The sequence below is a fragment of the Nocardia rosealba genome (genome assembly GCF_020216065.1).
Lineage (GTDB): Bacteria > Actinomycetota > Actinomycetes > Mycobacteriales > Mycobacteriaceae > Nocardia > Nocardia rosealba.
In genome coordinates, this window is record NZ_JAIWNA010000003.1 from 14,882 (window position 1) to 31,036 (window position 16,155).

The window sequence follows — 16,155 nt, forward strand, 5'->3', positions numbered from 1 at the left end:
GCCCTACTGGCGGCCCACATTATTTTCCCCGCCGCCGCGCCCCCGCCGACGCGGGGGGGCGCCGGGCTACTCTGTTCGGCGTGGCAGACGAAAGTGGGTCGGTGTCGGTGTCCGATTCGGGCGACGAGGGCAAGCGGCGCAGGAAAAAGGCCGACGACAAGAAGCAACGGCCGTTCTGGCAGGAACTGCCGATACTGGTCGTGATCGCGGCGGTGATCGCCGCCCTGATGGTCACTTTCGTCGGGCGGCCCTACGTGATCCCGTCGCAGTCGATGGAGGACACGCTCCAGATCGGCGACCGCATCTACGTGCAGAAGATCAGCTACTACGGTTCCGAGCCGGGTCCGGGCGATGTGGTGGTGTTCGTCGGCCCCGAATCGTGGAACGGGCACTACAAGTCCATCCGCTCCGACAACGCGGCCATCCGCGGTGTGCAGAATTTCCTGTCGTACTTCGGCCTGGTTCCGCCCGACGAGAACGATCTCGTCAAGCGTGTGATCGCCGTCGGCGGGCAGACCGTGCAGTGCTGCGACCCGCAGGGCCGGGTGATGGTCGACGGGAAACCGCTCGACGAGCCCTACATCAAGAAGGACTACCCCTGGTTCACCGACCGTCCCAATGCCGTGTACCCGGCCGGGCGGATGTTCGGGCCGGTGAAGGTGCCCGAGGGGCATCTGTGGGTGATGGGTGACAACCGCAACGAGTCGGCCGATTCGCGCGCTCATGTGAGCGATGATCTGCAGGGCACCGTCCCGGTCGACAACGTGCGTGGCAAGACCGTGTTCAAGATCTGGCCGCCCGGCCGGATGGGCCCGGTGAGCTCGCAGAATCCGCAGGACAACTAGACACGGGGACAATCGAACTGTGGGGCAGGATCGGACCAGCTGGCCGCCGCGGGTGGTGATGCGCCGGGCGGGTGGCCTACGCACGCTCGAGGCGGCGCTCATCCGCGGTGGCCTCGGCCCGGTGGCCGGTGTCGACGAGGCCGGGCGCGGGCCCTGCGCGGGACCGCTGGTGGTCGCCGCGTGCCTGCTCGCGCCCAAGGCCTACGACAAGCTGGCCGGGCTCGACGACTCCAAGAAACTCACCGAGGCGGCCCGTGAGGAGCTGTTCCCGGTGGTCAAGCGCCTGGCGCTGGCCTGGAGTGTCGTGGTGGTCCCCGCCTGGGAGATCGATGCCATCGGCATCCACGTCGCCAATATCGAGGGGATGCGTCGTGCGGTCGCCCATCTCGGCCGCACCCCCGGCTACATCCTGACCGACGGATTCAAGGTCCCCGGTCTGCCCGCGCCCTCGCTGCCCGTGATCGGTGGCGACGCGTCCGCGGCGTGCATCGCGGCGGCCAGCATCCTTGCCAAGGTCACCAGGGACCGCATGATGGTCGAGCTCGACGCCGAGCTGCCCGGCTACGGTTTCGCCGCGCACAAGGGCTACAACACCCCCGAGCACACCGCGGCCCTGCGCGAGCTCGGACCGAGCACCGAACACCGCCGATCTTGGCGGAATGTGCGCGAACTCGAGGTGCCGGACGGTAGCCGGGTGGCTACCCGCGCGGCTCATGCGCGATGATGTGATCAATGAACGCGGCGCTGCTAGCAGGAGGATGTCCCACCCGATGAGTGCTGAGGACCTCGAGAAGTACGAAACCGAGATGGAACTGTCGTTGTACCGCGAGTACAAGGACATCGTCGGCCAGTTCTCGTACGTGGTGGAGACAGAACGGCGCTTCTACCTGGCCAATTCCGTCGAGCTGCGGCCACAGAACGCCGACGGCGAGGTCTACTTCGAAGTGCGGATGAGCGATGCCTGGGTGTGGGACATGTACCGTCCCGCCCGCTTCGTCAAGCACGTTCGGGTGATCACGTTCAAGGACGTCAACATCGAAGAGCTGGAGAAGCCCGACCTCCGTTTGCCCGAATAAGGGGAGTTGTCCCCAGGGGACGAGTTGTCCACAGGTTTTGTGTTTCCGCAGGTCGTGATCCCGGCGTAGCTTCGCGCCGGGATCACGCTTGCACCCGTGACGGACAAACAGGCGCTCGGCGCATACGGGGAGAAGCTGGCCGCGCAGTATCTGTGCGAGGCCGGGATGCAGATCGTCGCCCGCAACTGGCGGTGCCGGTACGGGGAGCTGGACCTGATCGTCCAGGACCCGTCGGTGACGGCGTTCGTGGAAGTGAAGACACGGTCCGGCCTCGGCTTCGGCAGCCCGGCCGAGTCGGTCACCTTCGGTAAACAGCAGCGGATCAGGCGCTTGGCGTTGTTGTGGCTCGCCGAGCAGGACGGGCCGTGGCGGCGCATCAGGTTCGATGTGGTGTCTGTGCTCGTCCCGCGTGGACGCAAACCGGTGATCGACCACCTGACAGGGGCGTTCTGATGGCCCTCGGACGTGCGCTGTCGGTCGCGGTGACCGGTGTCGACGGCCAGCTGGTGGAGATCGAGGCCGATATCGGCCAGGGACTGCCGTCGGTGAATCTTGTCGGGCTGCCCGACACGGCCCTGCAGGAGTCACGCAACCGGGTGCGCTCCGCCGTGGCCAATACGGGGGAGAAATGGCCCGACGGGCGGGTGATTCTGGCACTGTCGCCCGCGACTCTGCCGAAGGTCGGCTCGGTCTACGATCTGGCGCTCGCCGTGTCGGTGCTGGACGCCTCCGGTGCGGTGCCGGGGGACAAGCTCGTGAAAACCGTGCTGCTGGGCGAGCTCGCCCTCGACGGGCGGGTACGCCGGGTCCGCGGTGTGCTGCCCGCGGTGATCGCGGCACGCAATGCGGGCTGCCCGACTGTCGTGGTGCCCGCCGAGGCGGTGGCCGAAGCCGGACTGGTCGAGGGCGTCGAGGTGCTCGGTGCGACGAGTCTGCGCGCTGTGGTCGCCTGGTTGCGCGGTGAAGGGACGCTGCTGGAACCCGACGGTGTGGTGCCCGGCGTCCAGGTGCCGTGTGGGGACCTCAGCGATGTGGTCGGCCAAGATGAGGCGCGCTGGGCGCTGGAGGTCGCTGCGGCGGGTGGCCACCACCTGCTGCTCACCGGACCACCGGGAATCGGGAAAACTATGCTGGCACAACGTCTTCCGGGGTTGCTGCCGCCGCTGTCGGAGGCCGAGTTGCTCGAGGTGACGGCGATTCATTCGATGGCGGGCTCGTTGACGGCCGAACAACCGTTGATGACGCTCGCGCCGTTCGTCGCGCCCCATCACTCGACATCGGTAACCGCCATGATCGGCGGTGGTTCCGGCATGGCCCGGCCCGGTGCGGTCAGCCGGGCGCATCGGGGAGTGCTGTTTCTCGACGAGTGCGCCGAGATCGGCACCAAAGTGCTGGAGGCGCTGCGTACTCCGTTGGAAGAGGGCGAGGTGCGGATCGCGCGGCGTGACGGTGTGGCTCGCTATCCGGCGCGGTTCCAGCTGGTGCTGGCGGCGAATCCCTGTCCGTGTGCGCCCGCCCGTGATGTCGACTGCATCTGCGCGCCCCTCGCTCGTCGCCGGTACCTCGGCAAGCTGTCGGGTCCGCTGCTCGATCGCATCGATATCTGGGTGCAGATGCGTGGTCAGGCGGGGGCCGCCTTCGGTGACCAGCAGACCGAGACCAGTGCTGTTGTCGCGGCCCGGGTCGCCGCGGCGCGGGCCCGCGCCGCGGAGCGATGGAGTGCGGACGGTTGGGCGACCAATGCCGAAGTGCCGGGGCATATTCTGCGTCAACGGTTCCGGTTGCCCGCCGAGGCGATCGCGCCGATCGAGACCGCGCTGCGGTTGGGGCGGATGTCGGCGCGCGGTGCCGACCGGGCGGTGCGCGTGGCCTGGACGGTCTGCGATCTGCGCGGTGGGGAGCTGCCGAGCGTGCAGGATGTGCTGGCGTCGTTGAACTTCCGTCAGCGGGGTGGGCAATGACGGGGGTACAAGCGGTCGGCACCGTCGACCTCGATGTCGATGAGCGCAGGCTCGCGTGGGTGTATCTGTCTCGGGTGGTGCAGGGTCCGTGTGCGCCGTTGTCGGCGCTGATCGCCTCGGTGGGGGTCTGCGAGGCGGCGCGGGCGGTCCGCGAACACGAGTTGCCTGCCGCATTGCGCGGGCCCACCGCCGCGCGGCGTGAAATGGACTCGGCTGCCAAGGATCTCGAGACGATACAGCGGATCGGCGGCCGGGTCATCACGCCCGATGACGATGAGTGGCCCGGCTGGCGCATGCTCGGCCTCGACCAGCTCGACACCGACCGTGACCGCGAAGCGGCCGTACCGCTCGTGCTGTGGGCGCGCGGACCGCTGTCGCTGCGAACCGCATCGGAACGCGCTGTGGCAGTGGTCGGTTCCCGATGCAGCAGCGGGTACGGGATGCAGGTGGCCAGTGAGATCGCCTGTGACCTCGCCGGCCGCGGCTGGACCATCGTGTCCGGTGCGGCCTTCGGCATCGACGCGGCCGCCCACCGGGCCGCACTCGCCGTCGGCGGGCCGACGGTCGCCGTCCTGGCCTGCGGCGTCGACCGCCCCTACCCCGCACAGCACGACCGGCTGCTCGCCGCCATCGCAGACAGCGGTCTGGTCGTCAGCGAATACCCACCCGGCGTCGCCGCCCAGAAACATCAGTTCCTGGCCCGCAACCGGCTCATCGCCACACTGGGAGACGGCGTACTGGTGGTGGAAGCCGGATTGCGCAGCGGTGCAAGGAATACCGTGAAATGGGCTCGTCGCCTAGGTCGCCCGGCGATGGCGGTTCCCGGGCCGGTCGGGTCCGCGTCATCGGTGGGATGTCACCGCATGATCCGCGAAGGTGAAGCCTTGCTCGTCACTCGCGCCGAAGACGTCATCGAGGAAGCGGGGCCCCTGCGCCTCCCCGTCGGCGAAGGCGCGCCCACCGACCCCGCCCACCACCTGCGCGGCGCCGAAGCCGAGGTCTACGCCGCCCTCCCCACCATCGGCTCCCGTCAACCCCGCGACCTGGCCGGCCAGTGCGGTCTCGACCTGGCCACCGTACGAGCCGTCCTCCCCAGCCTGGAACTGGCCGACCTGGTCGGCTGCGATTCCGAGGGGTGGTTCCGCACCCGTCGCCCGGGCTGACCGGCTCGTCGAGCTCGCGGTCCGCGACGACGAGCGAACATCACTGCCCGCCGGAACAGGTGGGCTTTGTGGTGTCGCCCTGGAGCGGGAGAGTTGCAGGTCTTTTGCCTGGATGGGTGGGAGCTGGTGTCGGCGTTGGGCGTGAGGGCGATGGCGATACTGCCGCCTCGTCGGCCAGGTGACCGCAGCGTCCCAGGCGCCGATCCTCTTATCGGGATAGCGGCGGTGCCTGGCCGACGTGTGGGCGTGGGCGGAATGTGAAAGCGCGAGAGCGACGTGTCCGAGGTGGCGGTGCCCGTCGGCGGTGTGATCGCTCGGGTCGCCGCCGCTGCCACTCGTCGACCCAGCGGTGTGGGTGGTGTGTGAGGGTGCCGGGTGTGCGGCGTGGTGGGTTGCGTGATGCAGGGGGAGGGGCGACGGTGGGGGGATGGATGTGTTGCCCGAGGATTTGACTGCTTTGCTCGGGGAGTTCGGGCGTCATCTGCGGCTGGGACGGAATCGGTCGGCGCATACGGTGCGGGCTTATGTGGGGGATGTGCGGTCTCTGCTCGAGCATCTGTACGCGCGGTCGGCGGATGCGGCGTTGCGGGAGCTCGATCTGGGAGTGTTGCGGTCGTGGCTGGCCGAGCTGGCGGCGGGTGGGGCCGCGCGGACGACACTGTCGCGTAGGGCTTCGGCGGCACGGACTTTCACCGCGTGGCTGACCGAGACAGGACGGCTGGATATCGATCCGGGGCTGCGGTTGCAGGCCCCCAAGGCGCACCGTGTGCTGCCTGCGGTGCTCGGCCGTGAGCAGGCGGCACAGGCGATGGGTGCGGCGGAATCCGGTGCGGCACAGCAGGACCCGATGGCCTTGCGTGACCGGCTGATCGTGGAGCTGCTGTATGCCACCGGCATCCGGGTGAGCGAACTGTGCGGCCTCGACCTCGACGACATCGACCGTGAACGCCAACTCGTCCGGGTACTCGGCAAAGGCAACAAGGAGCGCTCGGTGCCCTTCGGCGCCCCGGCCGAGGCAGCCCTCGTCGCCTGGCTGCGTGCCGGCCGCCCCGCCCTGGCCAACGAGCGTTCCGGTCGAGCGCTGTTCCTCGGCCAGCGTGGCCGCCGCCTCGACCAACGCCAGGCGCGGACCGTCGTCCACGACGTTGTCGCCGCCATCCCCGGTGCCCCCGACATGGGCCCCCACGGCCTGCGCCACACTGCCGCCACCCACCTGCTCGAAGGAGGCGCCGACCTTCGCGTGGTCCAGGAACTCCTCGGCCACGCCAGCATGGCAACCACCCAGCTCTACACCCACGTCTCCGTCGAACGCCTCAAACGAGTCCACGACCAAGCTCATCCCCGCGCATGATCGTCACGCCGACGCCACAACCGCGGTGAACGACCATATTCGACCCGATGCTTGGTCTGTCGGTTGCCGACTCAGCCAGATCGGCCGTTGCCGCGACCAGGTACACCTCGACCCGCTGGGTCAGCTCGTCGAATACGAGAGGCTGTAGAGGTGACAGCGTGGATCGATCCTCGTCGGCGAGTTGTGGGTCGACGCGGCGGTTGTATGAGGTTGATCGGGGATGGGCTGTCGGGGGCGCATGATGGGTGGCGGAGGTGATGGGATGACATTGCCCGAGGTCGGGGCCGAATCCGAGGACGGGGAGGGTGAGGTCGACTATCGGTTCACGCTCGCCAACGAGCGGACTTTTCTGGCGTGGATCAGGACCGCACTCGGCCTGCTCGCCGGCGGCGTCGCGGTGCACACCCTTGTTCAGCCACCGCGATTGGCGGGGTTCGCCGGTGTGATCACGCTGGCCTGTCTGGTGATGTCACTGGCCGTCGCGGTGGGCGCGTATCGGCACTGGCGTCGGGTGAATCGCGCGATGCTGGCAGGTGGGCCGTTGCCGGGCACGGTGCTGGTGCCGGTGCTGTCGGTCGGCGTCGCAGTGATCGCCGTACTCGCCTGTGTGGCGGTCGTACTTTCGTGACCGCGCCGACCCTTGCCATGGAACGCACCGCGCTCGCATGGCGGCGCACCGCCCTGGGAGCTGCTGCCTGTGCACTGCTTTTCGCGCACGAGGCGACCACCGAAGACGGCATGTGGATCGTTCTTCCCTGCGCCGCCGCCGCCGCGGCCGTACTGCTCGCCGGTCTGGGCTGGTATCGCGGTCGGACCCTCGGTCGGGGCCGCTCGGCGGGCGGGCATCGGCTGGTGTCGATCACCACCCTCGTGGTCACGCTGGTCGTCCTCATCGCCGTAGCCGAGGTTCTGCTCGGCAGCCGATACGCATCATGACTCCGATCGAAGAACCGTAACGTCGGGCACCGGAACTCGATCGACGGGTACCGAGCAGGCAATTACAGTCGACTCTCATGACCGCAGGATCACCGGACCAGCCCCTCACCGCGTTGCGGGATCGCCTGCGCACCGCGCTGAAGCCCGCGATGAAAGCCAGGGATCGCAGCGCGGTCTCGGCGCTGCGATCAGCCCTGGCCGCGATCGACAATGCCGAGGCGGTCGACGTCGGCGACGCGAAAGCCGGTGCGCTGGAAGACAGTGCCGTCGGCCTCGGCGCCGCCGAAGTCCGCCGCCGGGAACTCACCGAGGACGACATCGTCGAGATCGTCCGCCACGAGATCAACGAAAGACGCATCACCGCAGGGGAATACGACCGCCTCGGTGCTGTGGACCAGCGCGACCAGGTCACCGCGGAGGCCGACGTGCTGAGCGCCTTCCTCTGACGACCGGCCCCGTGTGGGTCAGCTTCCGGTATTGCTCGGCAATGTTCGAAGGTAGCGGTGGGCGAACCAGTGTTGCAGCAGTCGCGCGACCGGCCCGCCCAGGCGGGTGTACCACGCGGCGGGTGTCGAAAACGCGGTGACCAGTCCGTACACCGTGTCGTCGGCCGGGTCGTATTCGACCGCGAACAACTCCTCGCCCCGTTCGGGATGCCCCGGCAACGTGCCGTAGGCGAACCCGCGGCGGTTCGGTTCGTCGAGCACATAAACCACCCGGCACGGCGCATTGATGCCGAGCGGCCCGGCGCCGAGACGAACCGTCAATTCGGTTCCCTCCCTGGCGTTTTCGGAATCGGCGCGCTGAAAGATGCCGACTCCCTTCTGCATCCCGAAGGCGAGGATGTGCGTCCCGGCCCGATCGAACAGTTCGCGACCGCGCCCTATAGGTCGCCGGAGCCGGAACCGGTGGTAACCGGCAGGAAGCGTCGTCGCGCGGGTCGCGCCGACGTCGGGATAGGTGAAGGGCGTTGATTCTGCGGGCACAGTATCGATTGTGGCCGGTATTCCCTGCGGCTCCGTGCCGGGTCGTCGAGGTCACAGTGCCGGGCTCAGCGGTTTGAGGCGTACCGGGACTTCGTGCAGGAGACCCAACGGGTCGATGTATTCGCGACGGCTGTGGATGCTGGATTCGCGGCGGACACCCCAGTGCAGGCAGGCCGGTGCCGGGCAGCCCTCGTGTCCGGCGACCAGGGTGCCGATCGGGGTGCCGCGACCTATCCGGGCTCCCACTTCTACCTGCGCCTGCACCGGCTCATATGTGGTGCGGAGGCCGCCCTCGTGGTCGATCGACACCACAGGTTTCCCGGCGACCGTGCCCGCGAAGACGACGATCCCATCGCCCGCCGCGAGAACCGATTGACCTTCGGCGCCTGCCAGGTCGACCCCGCGATGGCCCGGCAACCAATTGCGCTCCGGCTTGTCGAACCGCCGTTCCACCGTCGGTCGTGGACGCAGCGGCCAGCCGAACGGTCCGGTTTCCACCGCCCCGACCGGCGCCGCCCCACCCGCGACCACCGTCAGCACGAGGACAGCACCCGAAATCCAGGCGTACGGACGAACCCGGCTCGCCATCGTCGAGCGCCTCAGCGATGGGGGCGTGGCGCAGGCACGCGCTGTGGCACCAGCACGCGCACGAGTTCGCGCAACGCGGCAGGCAGGTCCGCCGCCGAACCGCTTCCGCCGCGCACCCGAATCTCGAGCTCCGGCGCGGAACCACGATCCTTCTCCGGCCGAGCCCGCTGCTGGGCAGGCGCCGCAGACCCGAGGTCGTGCACGGTCACCCGAACTGGAACCGGTGCTGGAACCAGTGCCCCCTTCGGCATCTGGCCGGGCCGCAGAATCGGTGCCTTGCCACAGGAACCGGGCCGCCGCACCGGCACCCGCTCACTGCCGTCGACCGGACCTTCGACACCGCCACACCCCGCCGGAATCCCGGCATCAACGCCTCCCTCAGTGCCCGCGGTGGCGCACGGGCTGCCGGCAGCGCCGACCCCGGTAGGTCGTGGCGCGAGCGGCCCCGGCACCACGATCACAACGACGGGCCCAGGTGCGGCTTTCTCACCAGGCGGTGGCGGCGCAGGCGGTACAGATCCCGGTGCCGCCGCCCGAGACGGTGGGGAAACGACCTCTCCGTCACCCGGTGGCTGCGCGAGGACGGCACACACCGGGGCGGGATGACCGGCCGCCGGCGCCGCTACACCCACCGCGCAGAGGAGGGGAAAGGTGGTGATCAGGACACGCGTCAATGTGTTCATGGCACAACTGTCGACCGCACAATCCCTGAGCGGGACAACGATTTCCCGATTGTGGACAACTCCGGCACATGTGGATATCGCGCACTTCACCACGGAAATCCCCGGTCGGCGAGCGGGGGCGATTTCGGCCCTGGCCTGTCGCCGCGTAGACTGAACGAGCGGTTTGTGCTCAGCAGCAACACGTGTGCACGGCACGGACCGACTTCGCGCGCCACCCGTGCTCGTCCATCCGGTCGTCGCTCGCAACGCAGACGGTCCGCGAGGGCATGTCAGCGCGAGTTCTCCAGCGGATGAACAGTGAAATCGCCGGCTGGTCCCGATCACGTCGATCGGGTCCGGTGGTTTCGGTGGCGCCAGGGCAGTCGATCGCCGATCGGCTGCGTCAACCGGCAACGAAAGAGGGTACGGGAGCTATGGCTGTCGTAACTATGAAGCAGCTGCTCGACAGCGGCGCGCACTTCGGGCACCAGACTCGTCGGTGGAACCCGAAGATGAAGCGGTTCATCTTCACCGACCGCAACGGCATCTACATCATCGACCTGCAGCAGACGCTGACCTACATCGACAAGGCCTACGAGTTCGTCAAGGAGACCGTCGCCCACGGTGGCACCGTTCTCTTCGTCGGCACCAAGAAGCAGGCCCAGGAGTCGATCGCGGCCGAGGCGACTCGCGTCGGTATGCCCTACGTCAACCAGCGCTGGCTGGGTGGCATGCTCACCAACTTCTCGACCGTCCACAAGCGCCTGCAGCGCCTGAAGGAGCTCGAGGCCATGGAGCAGACCGGTGGCTTCGAGGGTCGCACCAAGAAGGAAATCCTCATGCTCACGCGTGAGATGACCAAGCTGGATCGCACCCTCGGTGGTATCCGCGACATGGCCAAGGTGCCCTCGGCCATCTGGGTCGTCGACACCAACAAGGAGCACATCGCCGTCGGCGAGGCTCGCAAGCTGAACATCCCGGTCATCGCGATCCTGGACACCAACTGCGATCCCGACCTGGTCGACTACCCGATCCCGGGTAACGACGACGCGATCCGTTCCGCCGCTCTGCTCACCAAGGTCGTCGCCTCCGCGGTGGCCGAGGGCGTGCAGGCCCGCGCGGGCCGCGCTTCCGGCGATTCCAAGCCCGAAGCCGGTGCCGGCGAGCCCCTCGCCGAGTGGGAGCAGGAGCTGCTGGCTCAGGCGACCCCGGCCGCTGAAGCCCCCGCCGCCGAGGCCCCGGCCGCCGAGACCCCGGCCGAAGCCGCTGCCGAGGTGAAGGCCGACCCGGCCCAGCACACTCCGGCCGACTTCTGAGCTGATCGGTAGCACACTGTTCACCTTGCCGACCCGTCTGAATTCAGACGAGGTCGGCAAGGTGGCGTAAATACCGAACGAACAACTGCCTGGCCCGGCCGAGACATCAGTTCTGCTCTGGTTTCTCGGCCGCCTCGATCTGGACTGACCAGAGGGTGCGACGAAGGAGCGCCCGCCGGGAGGGAAGATCGAGGCCCCCAGGGCCGAGAAACCCGCGGCGCCAGCCGCCATAGACACAGGAGGCTCGCCCCCGATGGCGAACTACACCGCTGCTGATGTGAAGCGGCTCCGGGAGCTCACCGGCTCCGGCATGATGGACTGCAAGAACGCGCTGGCCGAGTCCGACGGCGACTTCGACAAGGCCGTCGAGGTCCTGCGCATCAAGGGCGCCAAGGATGTCGGCAAGCGTGCCGAGCGCGCCACCGCCGAGGGTCTGGTCATCGCCAAGGACGGCGTCATGATCGAGATCAACTCCGAGACCGACTTCGTCGCCAAGAACGCCGAGTTCCAGGAGCTGGCCGACGCGATCGTCACCGCGGCCGCCGCTGCCAAGCCGGCCGATCTGGACGCCCTCAAGGCGCTGAAGCTGGACAACAGCACCGTCGACGAGGCCGTGCAGGCGCTGGCCGCCAAGATCGGCGAGAAGCTGGAACTGCGTCGCGTCGTGTCCTTCGACGGCCCGGTCGCCACCTACCTGCACAAGCGTGCTTCGGACCTGCCGCCCGCCGTCGGCGTGCTGGTCGAGTACGAGGGTTCCGGCGACGCCGCCGCCGAGGCCGCTCGTGCCGCGGGCATGCAGGTCGCCGCGCTCAAGGCCAAGTACCTCACCCGCGACGAGGTGCCCGCCGAGACCGTCGAGAACGAGCGCCGCATCGCCGAGCAGACCGCGCGCGAAGAGGGCAAGCCCGACGCCGCACTGCCGAAGATCGTCGAAGGCCGCGTCAACGGCTTCTTCAAGGATGTCGTCCTGCTCGAGCAGGCCGCCGTCACCGACTCCAAGAAGACCGTCAAGGCTCTTCTGGAGGACGCCGGCGTGACCGTGAAGCGTTTCGCGCGCTTCGAGGTCGGCCAGGCCTGATCAGGCCGACCGACGCCCCCGATGCGCTCAGCATCGGGGGCGTTTTGCCGTGCGCCGCCGACGCGCGGACCGACCCGGCGCGGGCCGCGCGCGAGGGGGTCTTGTGTGGTGGCGGTAACCGGATAAGGCAGGATGGATGCCGCTCTGCCTTGCTGTGCGGCCTGCTCCGCGCGCCCGCAGTTCGAACCGATCTCACCTCGCCGAAGGAGACGAACACCCATGACCGACCCGGGTAACGACCGCCCTGGATATCGCCGGGTGCTGCTGAAGCTGGGTGGGGAGATGTTCGGTGGCGGTGGTGTCGGGCTCGATCCCGATGTCGTGCAGACCGTGGCCGAGCAGATCGCCGAGATCGTCGAGACAGGCGTCCAGGTGGCCGTGGTGATCGGCGGCGGCAACTTCTTCCGCGGCGCCGAGCTCGAGGAGCGCGGCATGGAACGCGCCCGCTCCGACTACATGGGCATGCTCGGCACCGTGATGAACAGCCTTGCGCTACAAGACTTTCTGCAGCAGCAGGGGGTGGATACGCGCGTGCAGACCGCCATCACGATGGGCCAGGTCGCCGAGCCGTACCTCCCGCTGCGCGCCAAGCGTCACCTGGAGAAGGGTCGCGTGGTGATCTTCGGTGCGGGCATGGGCATGCCCTACTTCTCCACCGACACGACCGCGGCCCAGCGTGCGCTCGAGATCGGCGCCGACGTGGTGCTGATGGCCAAGGCCGTCGACGGCGTGTTCGACGCCGACCCGCGCGTGGACGACAACGCCAGCATGTTCACCGAGATCACCCACAAGGAAGTGATCGAGAAGGGTCTGAAGGTGGCCGATGCCACCGCTTTCAGCCTTTGCATGGACAACCAGATGCCGATGCTGGTGTTCAATCTGTTGATCAAGGGCAATATTGCTCGTGCGGTCGCCGGTGAACCCATCGGCACCTTGGTTCGGTCCTGACCCCGCACTCGCGGACGATGACGATGACGACGCTGTGGAGGAACCGGTCGTGATTGATGAAGCGCTCTTCGATGCCGAGGAGAAAATGGAGAAGGCCGTCTCGGTAGCGAAGGACGATCTGGGCAGCATCCGCACCGGGCGCGCCAACCCGGGCATGTTCACCCGGGTCCTGGTCGACTACTACGGCACGCCGACGCCGATCACCCAGATGTCCAGCATCTCCGTGCCCGAGCCGCGCATGGTGGTGATCAAGCCGTACGAGCAGAGCCAGCTCGGTCCGATCGAGAACGCCATCCGCAACTCCGATCTCGGCGTGAACCCCACCAACAACGGTGACATCCTGCGCATCACGATCCCGCAGCTCACCGAGGAGCGGCGCCGCGAGATGGTGAAGATGGCCAAGGGCAAGGGTGAGGACGCCAAGGTCTCGATCCGCAACGTCCGTCGCAAGGCGATGGAAGAACTGGGCCGGATCCAGAAGGATGGTGAAGCGGGCGAGGACGAGGTCGGGCGCGCCGAGAAGGAGCTCGACAAGACCACCGCCAAGTACGTGGGCCAGATCGACGAGCTGGTCAAGCACAAGGAAGCCGAACTGCTCGAGGTCTGAGCGCAGATCTCGCCAGTCCCGCTCGTGCGGGGGATGAACGGAACGACGAGTTGAGCGACGGGACAATCGTGGCCGAAGACGCCGCCGCCACAGGTGCGGCACCGGAACCGGAATCGCCGCCGGACACGGTCGAGCCGACCGGCGCGGCCGCGGCAGGGGACGAACCCGGCGCGGCCGTGCCGCAGGAACAGCCGCAGGCTCCGGCCTCGCGGGCGGGTCGCAACCTGCCCGCGGCGCTGGCGGTCGGCTTGGGCCTCGGGTTGTCGCTGATCGCGATCCTGTTGTTCGTTCCGAAGGTGTTCATCGGCGTCGCCGGTGTCGGTGTCGGCGTGGCCATGTGGGAGGTCACCAAGCGGCTGCGCGAAGCCGACGTCCTGGTGCCGCGCATCCCGTTGCTCGTCGGCGGCCAGGCGGTGTTCTGGCTCGGCTGGCCGTGGGGCGCGAGCGGGGTGCTCGGCGCGTTCGCCGCGACGGCGTTGACCTGCATGGTCTGGCGCCTGTTCGATCACGGCCTGAGCACCGCGCCACGGAACTTCCTGCGCGACACCGCGATCGCGATCTTCACGCTGTCCTGGATCCCGCTGCTCGCGGCGTTCTCGACGCTGCTGCTGCTCGAACCCGACGGCAACCTGCGGGTGCTCACGTTCATGATCCTCGTCGTCTGCTCCGATGTCGGCGGTTACGTCGCAGGCGTGCTGTTCGGCAGGCATCCGATGGTGCCCGCGATCAGCCCGAAGAAGTCGTGGGAAGGGTTCTGCGGTTCATTGGTGTTCAGCGTGATCGGTGGTCTGCTCACCGTCACGCTGCTGCTCGAGGCCAACTCGATGATCGGTGTGGTGCTCGGTGTCGGCCTGGTGGTCGTGGCGACCCTCGGCGACCTGATCGAATCGCAGATCAAGCGTGAACTCGGTATCAAGGACATGGGCACGCTGCTGCCCGGACACGGCGGGATCATGGACCGGCTCGACTCGATGCTGCCCTCGGCGTTCGTGTCGTGGCTGGTACTCAGCGCGTTGGTCTGAGGCGCTCAGGGTTGCCGGGCGGCATGGCGTAGCTGCAGGATGCGGATGCCGCCGACCAGCCCCATCACCAGTGCGCCGAGGATCACCGACAGCAGCACCATGATTCCCAGCGGTAGCGAGAAGCTCCAGAACAGCAGCGTCACCTGCACCTTGTCGAGATTCTGCAGGATGAAGATCAGCAGGACGATCCCGAAGATCGCGGCAGCGAGCAACGCCATCCACGTGTAGCCGGTGCGCGACCGCACCAGCGCGTCCGGCTTCGGTCGTTTGACGGGTGCGTGCGTGGCAGGCGCATGCTCGGGTTCCCGGCCGGCGGTGGGCTCGGCCTCAGGCTCGCGCGCCGGTGGCGTGCCTGATTCTGCGTTCGTGGACATACCTCGATCATGGCCGACCGCTATCACCGCTGCACGCATCTTCTCGATAACGGCGCCCGGCGTGGCGGCCCGGTCGCGGCGTTTGGGACAATGGAGGAATTATGGCCACCTCCCTGCCCCTTGTGTTCGATGCCCCGCGTCGCGGTATGCCGCCGCGCCACCTCGCCGATCTCGACGCGGACGAGCGCAAGGCCGCGGTGCAGGAGCTGGGCCTGCCGAAGTTCCGCGCCGATCAGCTGGCCCGCCAGTACTACGGCCGCCTGCAGTCCGATCCGGCGCAGATGACGGATCTGCCCGCCGACGTGCGCGAGAAGGTGGGCGAGACGCTGTTCCCGCCGCTGCTCGACGTGGTGCGTCACCTGGCCTGCGACGAGGGCGACACCCGCAAAACGCTCTGGCGAGCGCACGACGGCACGCTGCTCGAGAGCGTGCTCATGCGCTACCCCGACCGCAACACGCTGTGCATCTCCAGCCAGGCGGGCTGTGGCATGGCGTGCCCGTTCTGTGCGACCGGCCAGGCGGGGCTCACCCGCAATCTGTCGACCGCCGAGATCGTCGACCAGGTGCGGGCCGCGGCCGCCGCCCTACGCGACGGCGAGGTGCACGGTGGACCGGGCCGGTTGTCCAACATCGTGTTCATGGGCATGGGTGAGCCCCTCGCGAACTACAAGCGCGTGGTCAACGCGGTCCGCCGGATCACCTCGCCCGCCCCCGACGGCCTCGGCATCTCGCAGCGGTCGGTGACGGTGTCGACCGTCGGCCTCGCGCCTGCGATCCGCAAGCTGGCGGACGAGGACATGTCGGTCCGCCTGGCCGTCTCGCTCCACACCCCCGACGACGAACTGCGCGACACCCTGGTCCCGGTCAACAACCGCTGGCCCATCTCCGAGGTCCTCGACGCCGCCCGCTACTACGCCGACAAGTCCGGCCGCCGCGTCTCTATCGAATACGCCCTGATCCGCGACGTGAACGATCAACCGTGGCGCGCCGACATGCTCGGCAAGAAACTCCACAAGGCCCTCGGCCCGCTGGTCCACGTGAACCTGATCCCGCTCAATCCCACCCCGGGCAGCGAGTGGGATGCCAGCCCGAAGCCGGTCGAGAAGGAGTTCGTACGCCGCGTGATCGCCCAGGGTGTGTCCTGCACAGTGCGCGATACCCGCGGCCAGGAGATCGCCGCGGCCTGCGGTCAGCTCGCGGCCGAGGGGTGACCTCCGGCGCCGGGTGGTCGCCGCCCGTCGG

20 protein-coding genes are annotated in these 16,155 nt (G+C 68.2%); 16 read left to right on the forward strand and 4 right to left on the reverse strand.

Annotated features, from left to right (window positions below; all coding sequences use genetic code 11):
• Positions 1-80 precede the first annotated feature (80 nt).
• The 10 genes from lepB to LDL21_RS13615 all read left to right on the forward strand — a co-directional run bounded on the left by lepB (position 81) and on the right by LDL21_RS13615 (position 7,778).
• Complete coding sequence (gene lepB / locus LDL21_RS13570; RefSeq protein ID WP_370465683.1) at positions 81-845, forward strand: signal peptidase I; 765 nt, start codon at positions 81-83, stop codon at positions 843-845.
• 19 nt (positions 846-864) lie between these two features.
• On the forward strand, positions 865-1,569 hold the full coding sequence (locus tag LDL21_RS13575) for a ribonuclease HII (protein ID WP_225280365.1): 705 nt from the start codon (positions 865-867) through the stop codon (positions 1,567-1,569).
• A 46-nt stretch (positions 1,570-1,615) separates the two neighbouring features.
• Positions 1,616-1,921, forward strand: a complete 306-nt coding sequence (locus tag LDL21_RS13580; protein ID WP_011210678.1) for a DUF2469 domain-containing protein — start codon at positions 1,616-1,618, stop codon at positions 1,919-1,921.
• Positions 1,922-2,017: 96 nt separating this feature from the next.
• On the forward strand, positions 2,018-2,374 hold the full coding sequence (locus LDL21_RS13585) for a YraN family protein (RefSeq protein ID WP_067496228.1): 357 nt from the start codon (positions 2,018-2,020) through the stop codon (positions 2,372-2,374).
• On the forward strand, positions 2,374-3,882 hold the full coding sequence (locus LDL21_RS13590) for a YifB family Mg chelatase-like AAA ATPase (RefSeq protein ID WP_225280366.1): 1,509 nt from the start codon (positions 2,374-2,376) through the stop codon (positions 3,880-3,882). The genes LDL21_RS13585 and LDL21_RS13590 overlap by 1 nt, the downstream gene beginning before the upstream one ends.
• On the forward strand, positions 3,879-5,045 hold the full coding sequence (dprA, locus tag LDL21_RS13595) for a DNA-processing protein DprA (RefSeq protein WP_225280367.1): 1,167 nt from the start codon (positions 3,879-3,881) through the stop codon (positions 5,043-5,045). The genes LDL21_RS13590 and dprA overlap by 4 nt, the downstream gene beginning before the upstream one ends.
• Before the next feature lie 427 nt (positions 5,046-5,472).
• Positions 5,473-6,396, forward strand: coding sequence for a tyrosine recombinase XerC (locus LDL21_RS13600; RefSeq protein WP_225280368.1), 924 nt, complete (start codon positions 5,473-5,475; stop codon positions 6,394-6,396).
• 262 nt (positions 6,397-6,658) lie between these two features.
• Positions 6,659-7,024 (forward strand): YidH family protein, encoded by a 366-nt coding sequence (locus LDL21_RS13605; protein ID WP_225280369.1) that lies wholly within the window; start codon positions 6,659-6,661, stop codon positions 7,022-7,024.
• Positions 7,021-7,332: a DUF202 domain-containing protein gene (locus tag LDL21_RS13610; RefSeq protein WP_225280370.1), complete on the forward strand. Its 312-nt coding sequence runs from the start codon at positions 7,021-7,023 to the stop codon at positions 7,330-7,332. Before LDL21_RS13605 ends, LDL21_RS13610 begins: the two co-directional genes overlap by 4 nt.
• Positions 7,333-7,409: 77 nt before the next feature.
• Entirely contained in the window at positions 7,410-7,778 is a 369-nt protein-coding gene (locus tag LDL21_RS13615; RefSeq protein ID WP_225280371.1) for a GatB/YqeY domain-containing protein, read from the forward strand.
• Between the two features lie 18 nt (positions 7,779-7,796).
• Here LDL21_RS13615 and LDL21_RS13620 read toward each other — a convergent pair whose 3' ends face one another.
• The 3 genes from LDL21_RS13620 to LDL21_RS13630 are packed head-to-tail and all read right to left on the reverse strand — an operon-like array spanning position 7,797 to position 9,115.
• Positions 7,797-8,327, reverse strand: a complete 531-nt coding sequence (locus tag LDL21_RS13620) for a DUF1990 domain-containing protein (protein ID WP_372462189.1) — start codon at positions 8,325-8,327, stop codon at positions 7,797-7,799.
• A gap of 42 nt (positions 8,328-8,369) precedes the next feature.
• On the reverse strand, positions 8,370-8,906 hold the full coding sequence (locus LDL21_RS13625) for a M23 family metallopeptidase (protein ID WP_225280373.1): 537 nt from the start codon (positions 8,904-8,906) through the stop codon (positions 8,370-8,372).
• Positions 8,907-8,917: 11 nt separating this feature from the next.
• Positions 8,918-9,115: a hypothetical protein gene (locus tag LDL21_RS13630; RefSeq protein ID WP_225280374.1), complete on the reverse strand. Its 198-nt coding sequence runs from the start codon at positions 9,113-9,115 to the stop codon at positions 8,918-8,920.
• 887 nt (positions 9,116-10,002) lie between these two features.
• On the opposite strand from LDL21_RS13630, the gene rpsB reads away from it, so the two are divergent.
• The 5 genes from rpsB (at position 10,003) to LDL21_RS13655 (ending at position 14,539) form a co-directional block, all read left to right on the forward strand.
• Complete coding sequence (gene rpsB / locus LDL21_RS13635) at positions 10,003-10,884, forward strand: 30S ribosomal protein S2 (protein WP_067496258.1); 882 nt, start codon at positions 10,003-10,005, stop codon at positions 10,882-10,884.
• Between the two features lie 253 nt (positions 10,885-11,137).
• Positions 11,138-11,962 (forward strand): translation elongation factor Ts, encoded by an 825-nt coding sequence (gene tsf / locus LDL21_RS13640; RefSeq protein ID WP_181696823.1) that lies wholly within the window; start codon positions 11,138-11,140, stop codon positions 11,960-11,962.
• 219 nt (positions 11,963-12,181) lie between these two features.
• Positions 12,182-12,910 carry a UMP kinase gene (gene pyrH / locus LDL21_RS13645; RefSeq protein WP_067636525.1) on the forward strand — a complete coding sequence of 243 codons (729 nt, stop codon included), beginning with the start codon at positions 12,182-12,184 and terminating at the stop codon, positions 12,908-12,910.
• A gap of 49 nt (positions 12,911-12,959) precedes the next feature.
• Entirely contained in the window at positions 12,960-13,517 is a 558-nt protein-coding gene (gene frr, locus LDL21_RS13650) for a ribosome recycling factor (RefSeq protein ID WP_181696824.1), read from the forward strand.
• Positions 13,518-13,693: 176 nt separating this feature from the next.
• Positions 13,694-14,539: a phosphatidate cytidylyltransferase gene (locus tag LDL21_RS13655; protein WP_225280801.1), complete on the forward strand. Its 846-nt coding sequence runs from the start codon at positions 13,694-13,696 to the stop codon at positions 14,537-14,539.
• Between the two features lie 5 nt (positions 14,540-14,544).
• Here LDL21_RS13655 and LDL21_RS13660 read toward each other — a convergent pair whose 3' ends face one another.
• Positions 14,545-14,913: a LapA family protein gene (locus LDL21_RS13660; RefSeq protein WP_181696825.1), complete on the reverse strand. Its 369-nt coding sequence runs from the start codon at positions 14,911-14,913 to the stop codon at positions 14,545-14,547.
• 101 nt (positions 14,914-15,014) lie between these two features.
• Between LDL21_RS13660 and rlmN the strand changes: the two genes are divergently transcribed.
• Positions 15,015-16,124, forward strand: coding sequence for a dual-specificity RNA methyltransferase RlmN (gene rlmN, locus LDL21_RS13665; RefSeq protein ID WP_067636521.1), 1,110 nt, complete (start codon positions 15,015-15,017; stop codon positions 16,122-16,124).
• Positions 16,125-16,155 lie beyond the last annotated feature (31 nt).

Coding starts and splice junctions, on each gene's coding strand:
- LDL21_RS13580 (WP_011210678.1), top strand. CDS start 1,616: ATGAGTGCTGAGGACCTCGAGAAGTACGAAACCGAGATGGAACTGTCG.
- LDL21_RS13590 (WP_225280366.1), top strand. CDS start 2,374: ATGGCCCTCGGACGTGCGCTGTCGGTCGCGGTGACCGGTGTCGACGGC.
- dprA (WP_225280367.1), top strand. CDS start 3,879: ATGACGGGGGTACAAGCGGTCGGCACCGTCGACCTCGATGTCGATGAG.
- LDL21_RS13600 (WP_225280368.1), top strand. CDS start 5,473: ATGGATGTGTTGCCCGAGGATTTGACTGCTTTGCTCGGGGAGTTCGGG.
- LDL21_RS13605 (WP_225280369.1), top strand. CDS start 6,659: ATGACATTGCCCGAGGTCGGGGCCGAATCCGAGGACGGGGAGGGTGAG.
- LDL21_RS13615 (WP_225280371.1), top strand. CDS start 7,410: ATGACCGCAGGATCACCGGACCAGCCCCTCACCGCGTTGCGGGATCGC.
- LDL21_RS13625 (WP_225280373.1), bottom strand. CDS start 8,906: ATGGCGAGCCGGGTTCGTCCGTACGCCTGGATTTCGGGTGCTGTCCTC.
- rpsB (WP_067496258.1), top strand. CDS start 10,003: ATGGCTGTCGTAACTATGAAGCAGCTGCTCGACAGCGGCGCGCACTTC.
- tsf (WP_181696823.1), top strand. CDS start 11,138: ATGGCGAACTACACCGCTGCTGATGTGAAGCGGCTCCGGGAGCTCACC.
- pyrH (WP_067636525.1), top strand. CDS start 12,182: ATGACCGACCCGGGTAACGACCGCCCTGGATATCGCCGGGTGCTGCTG.
- LDL21_RS13660 (WP_181696825.1), bottom strand. CDS start 14,913: ATGTCCACGAACGCAGAATCAGGCACGCCACCGGCGCGCGAGCCTGAG.
- rlmN (WP_067636521.1), top strand. CDS start 15,015: ATGGCCACCTCCCTGCCCCTTGTGTTCGATGCCCCGCGTCGCGGTATG.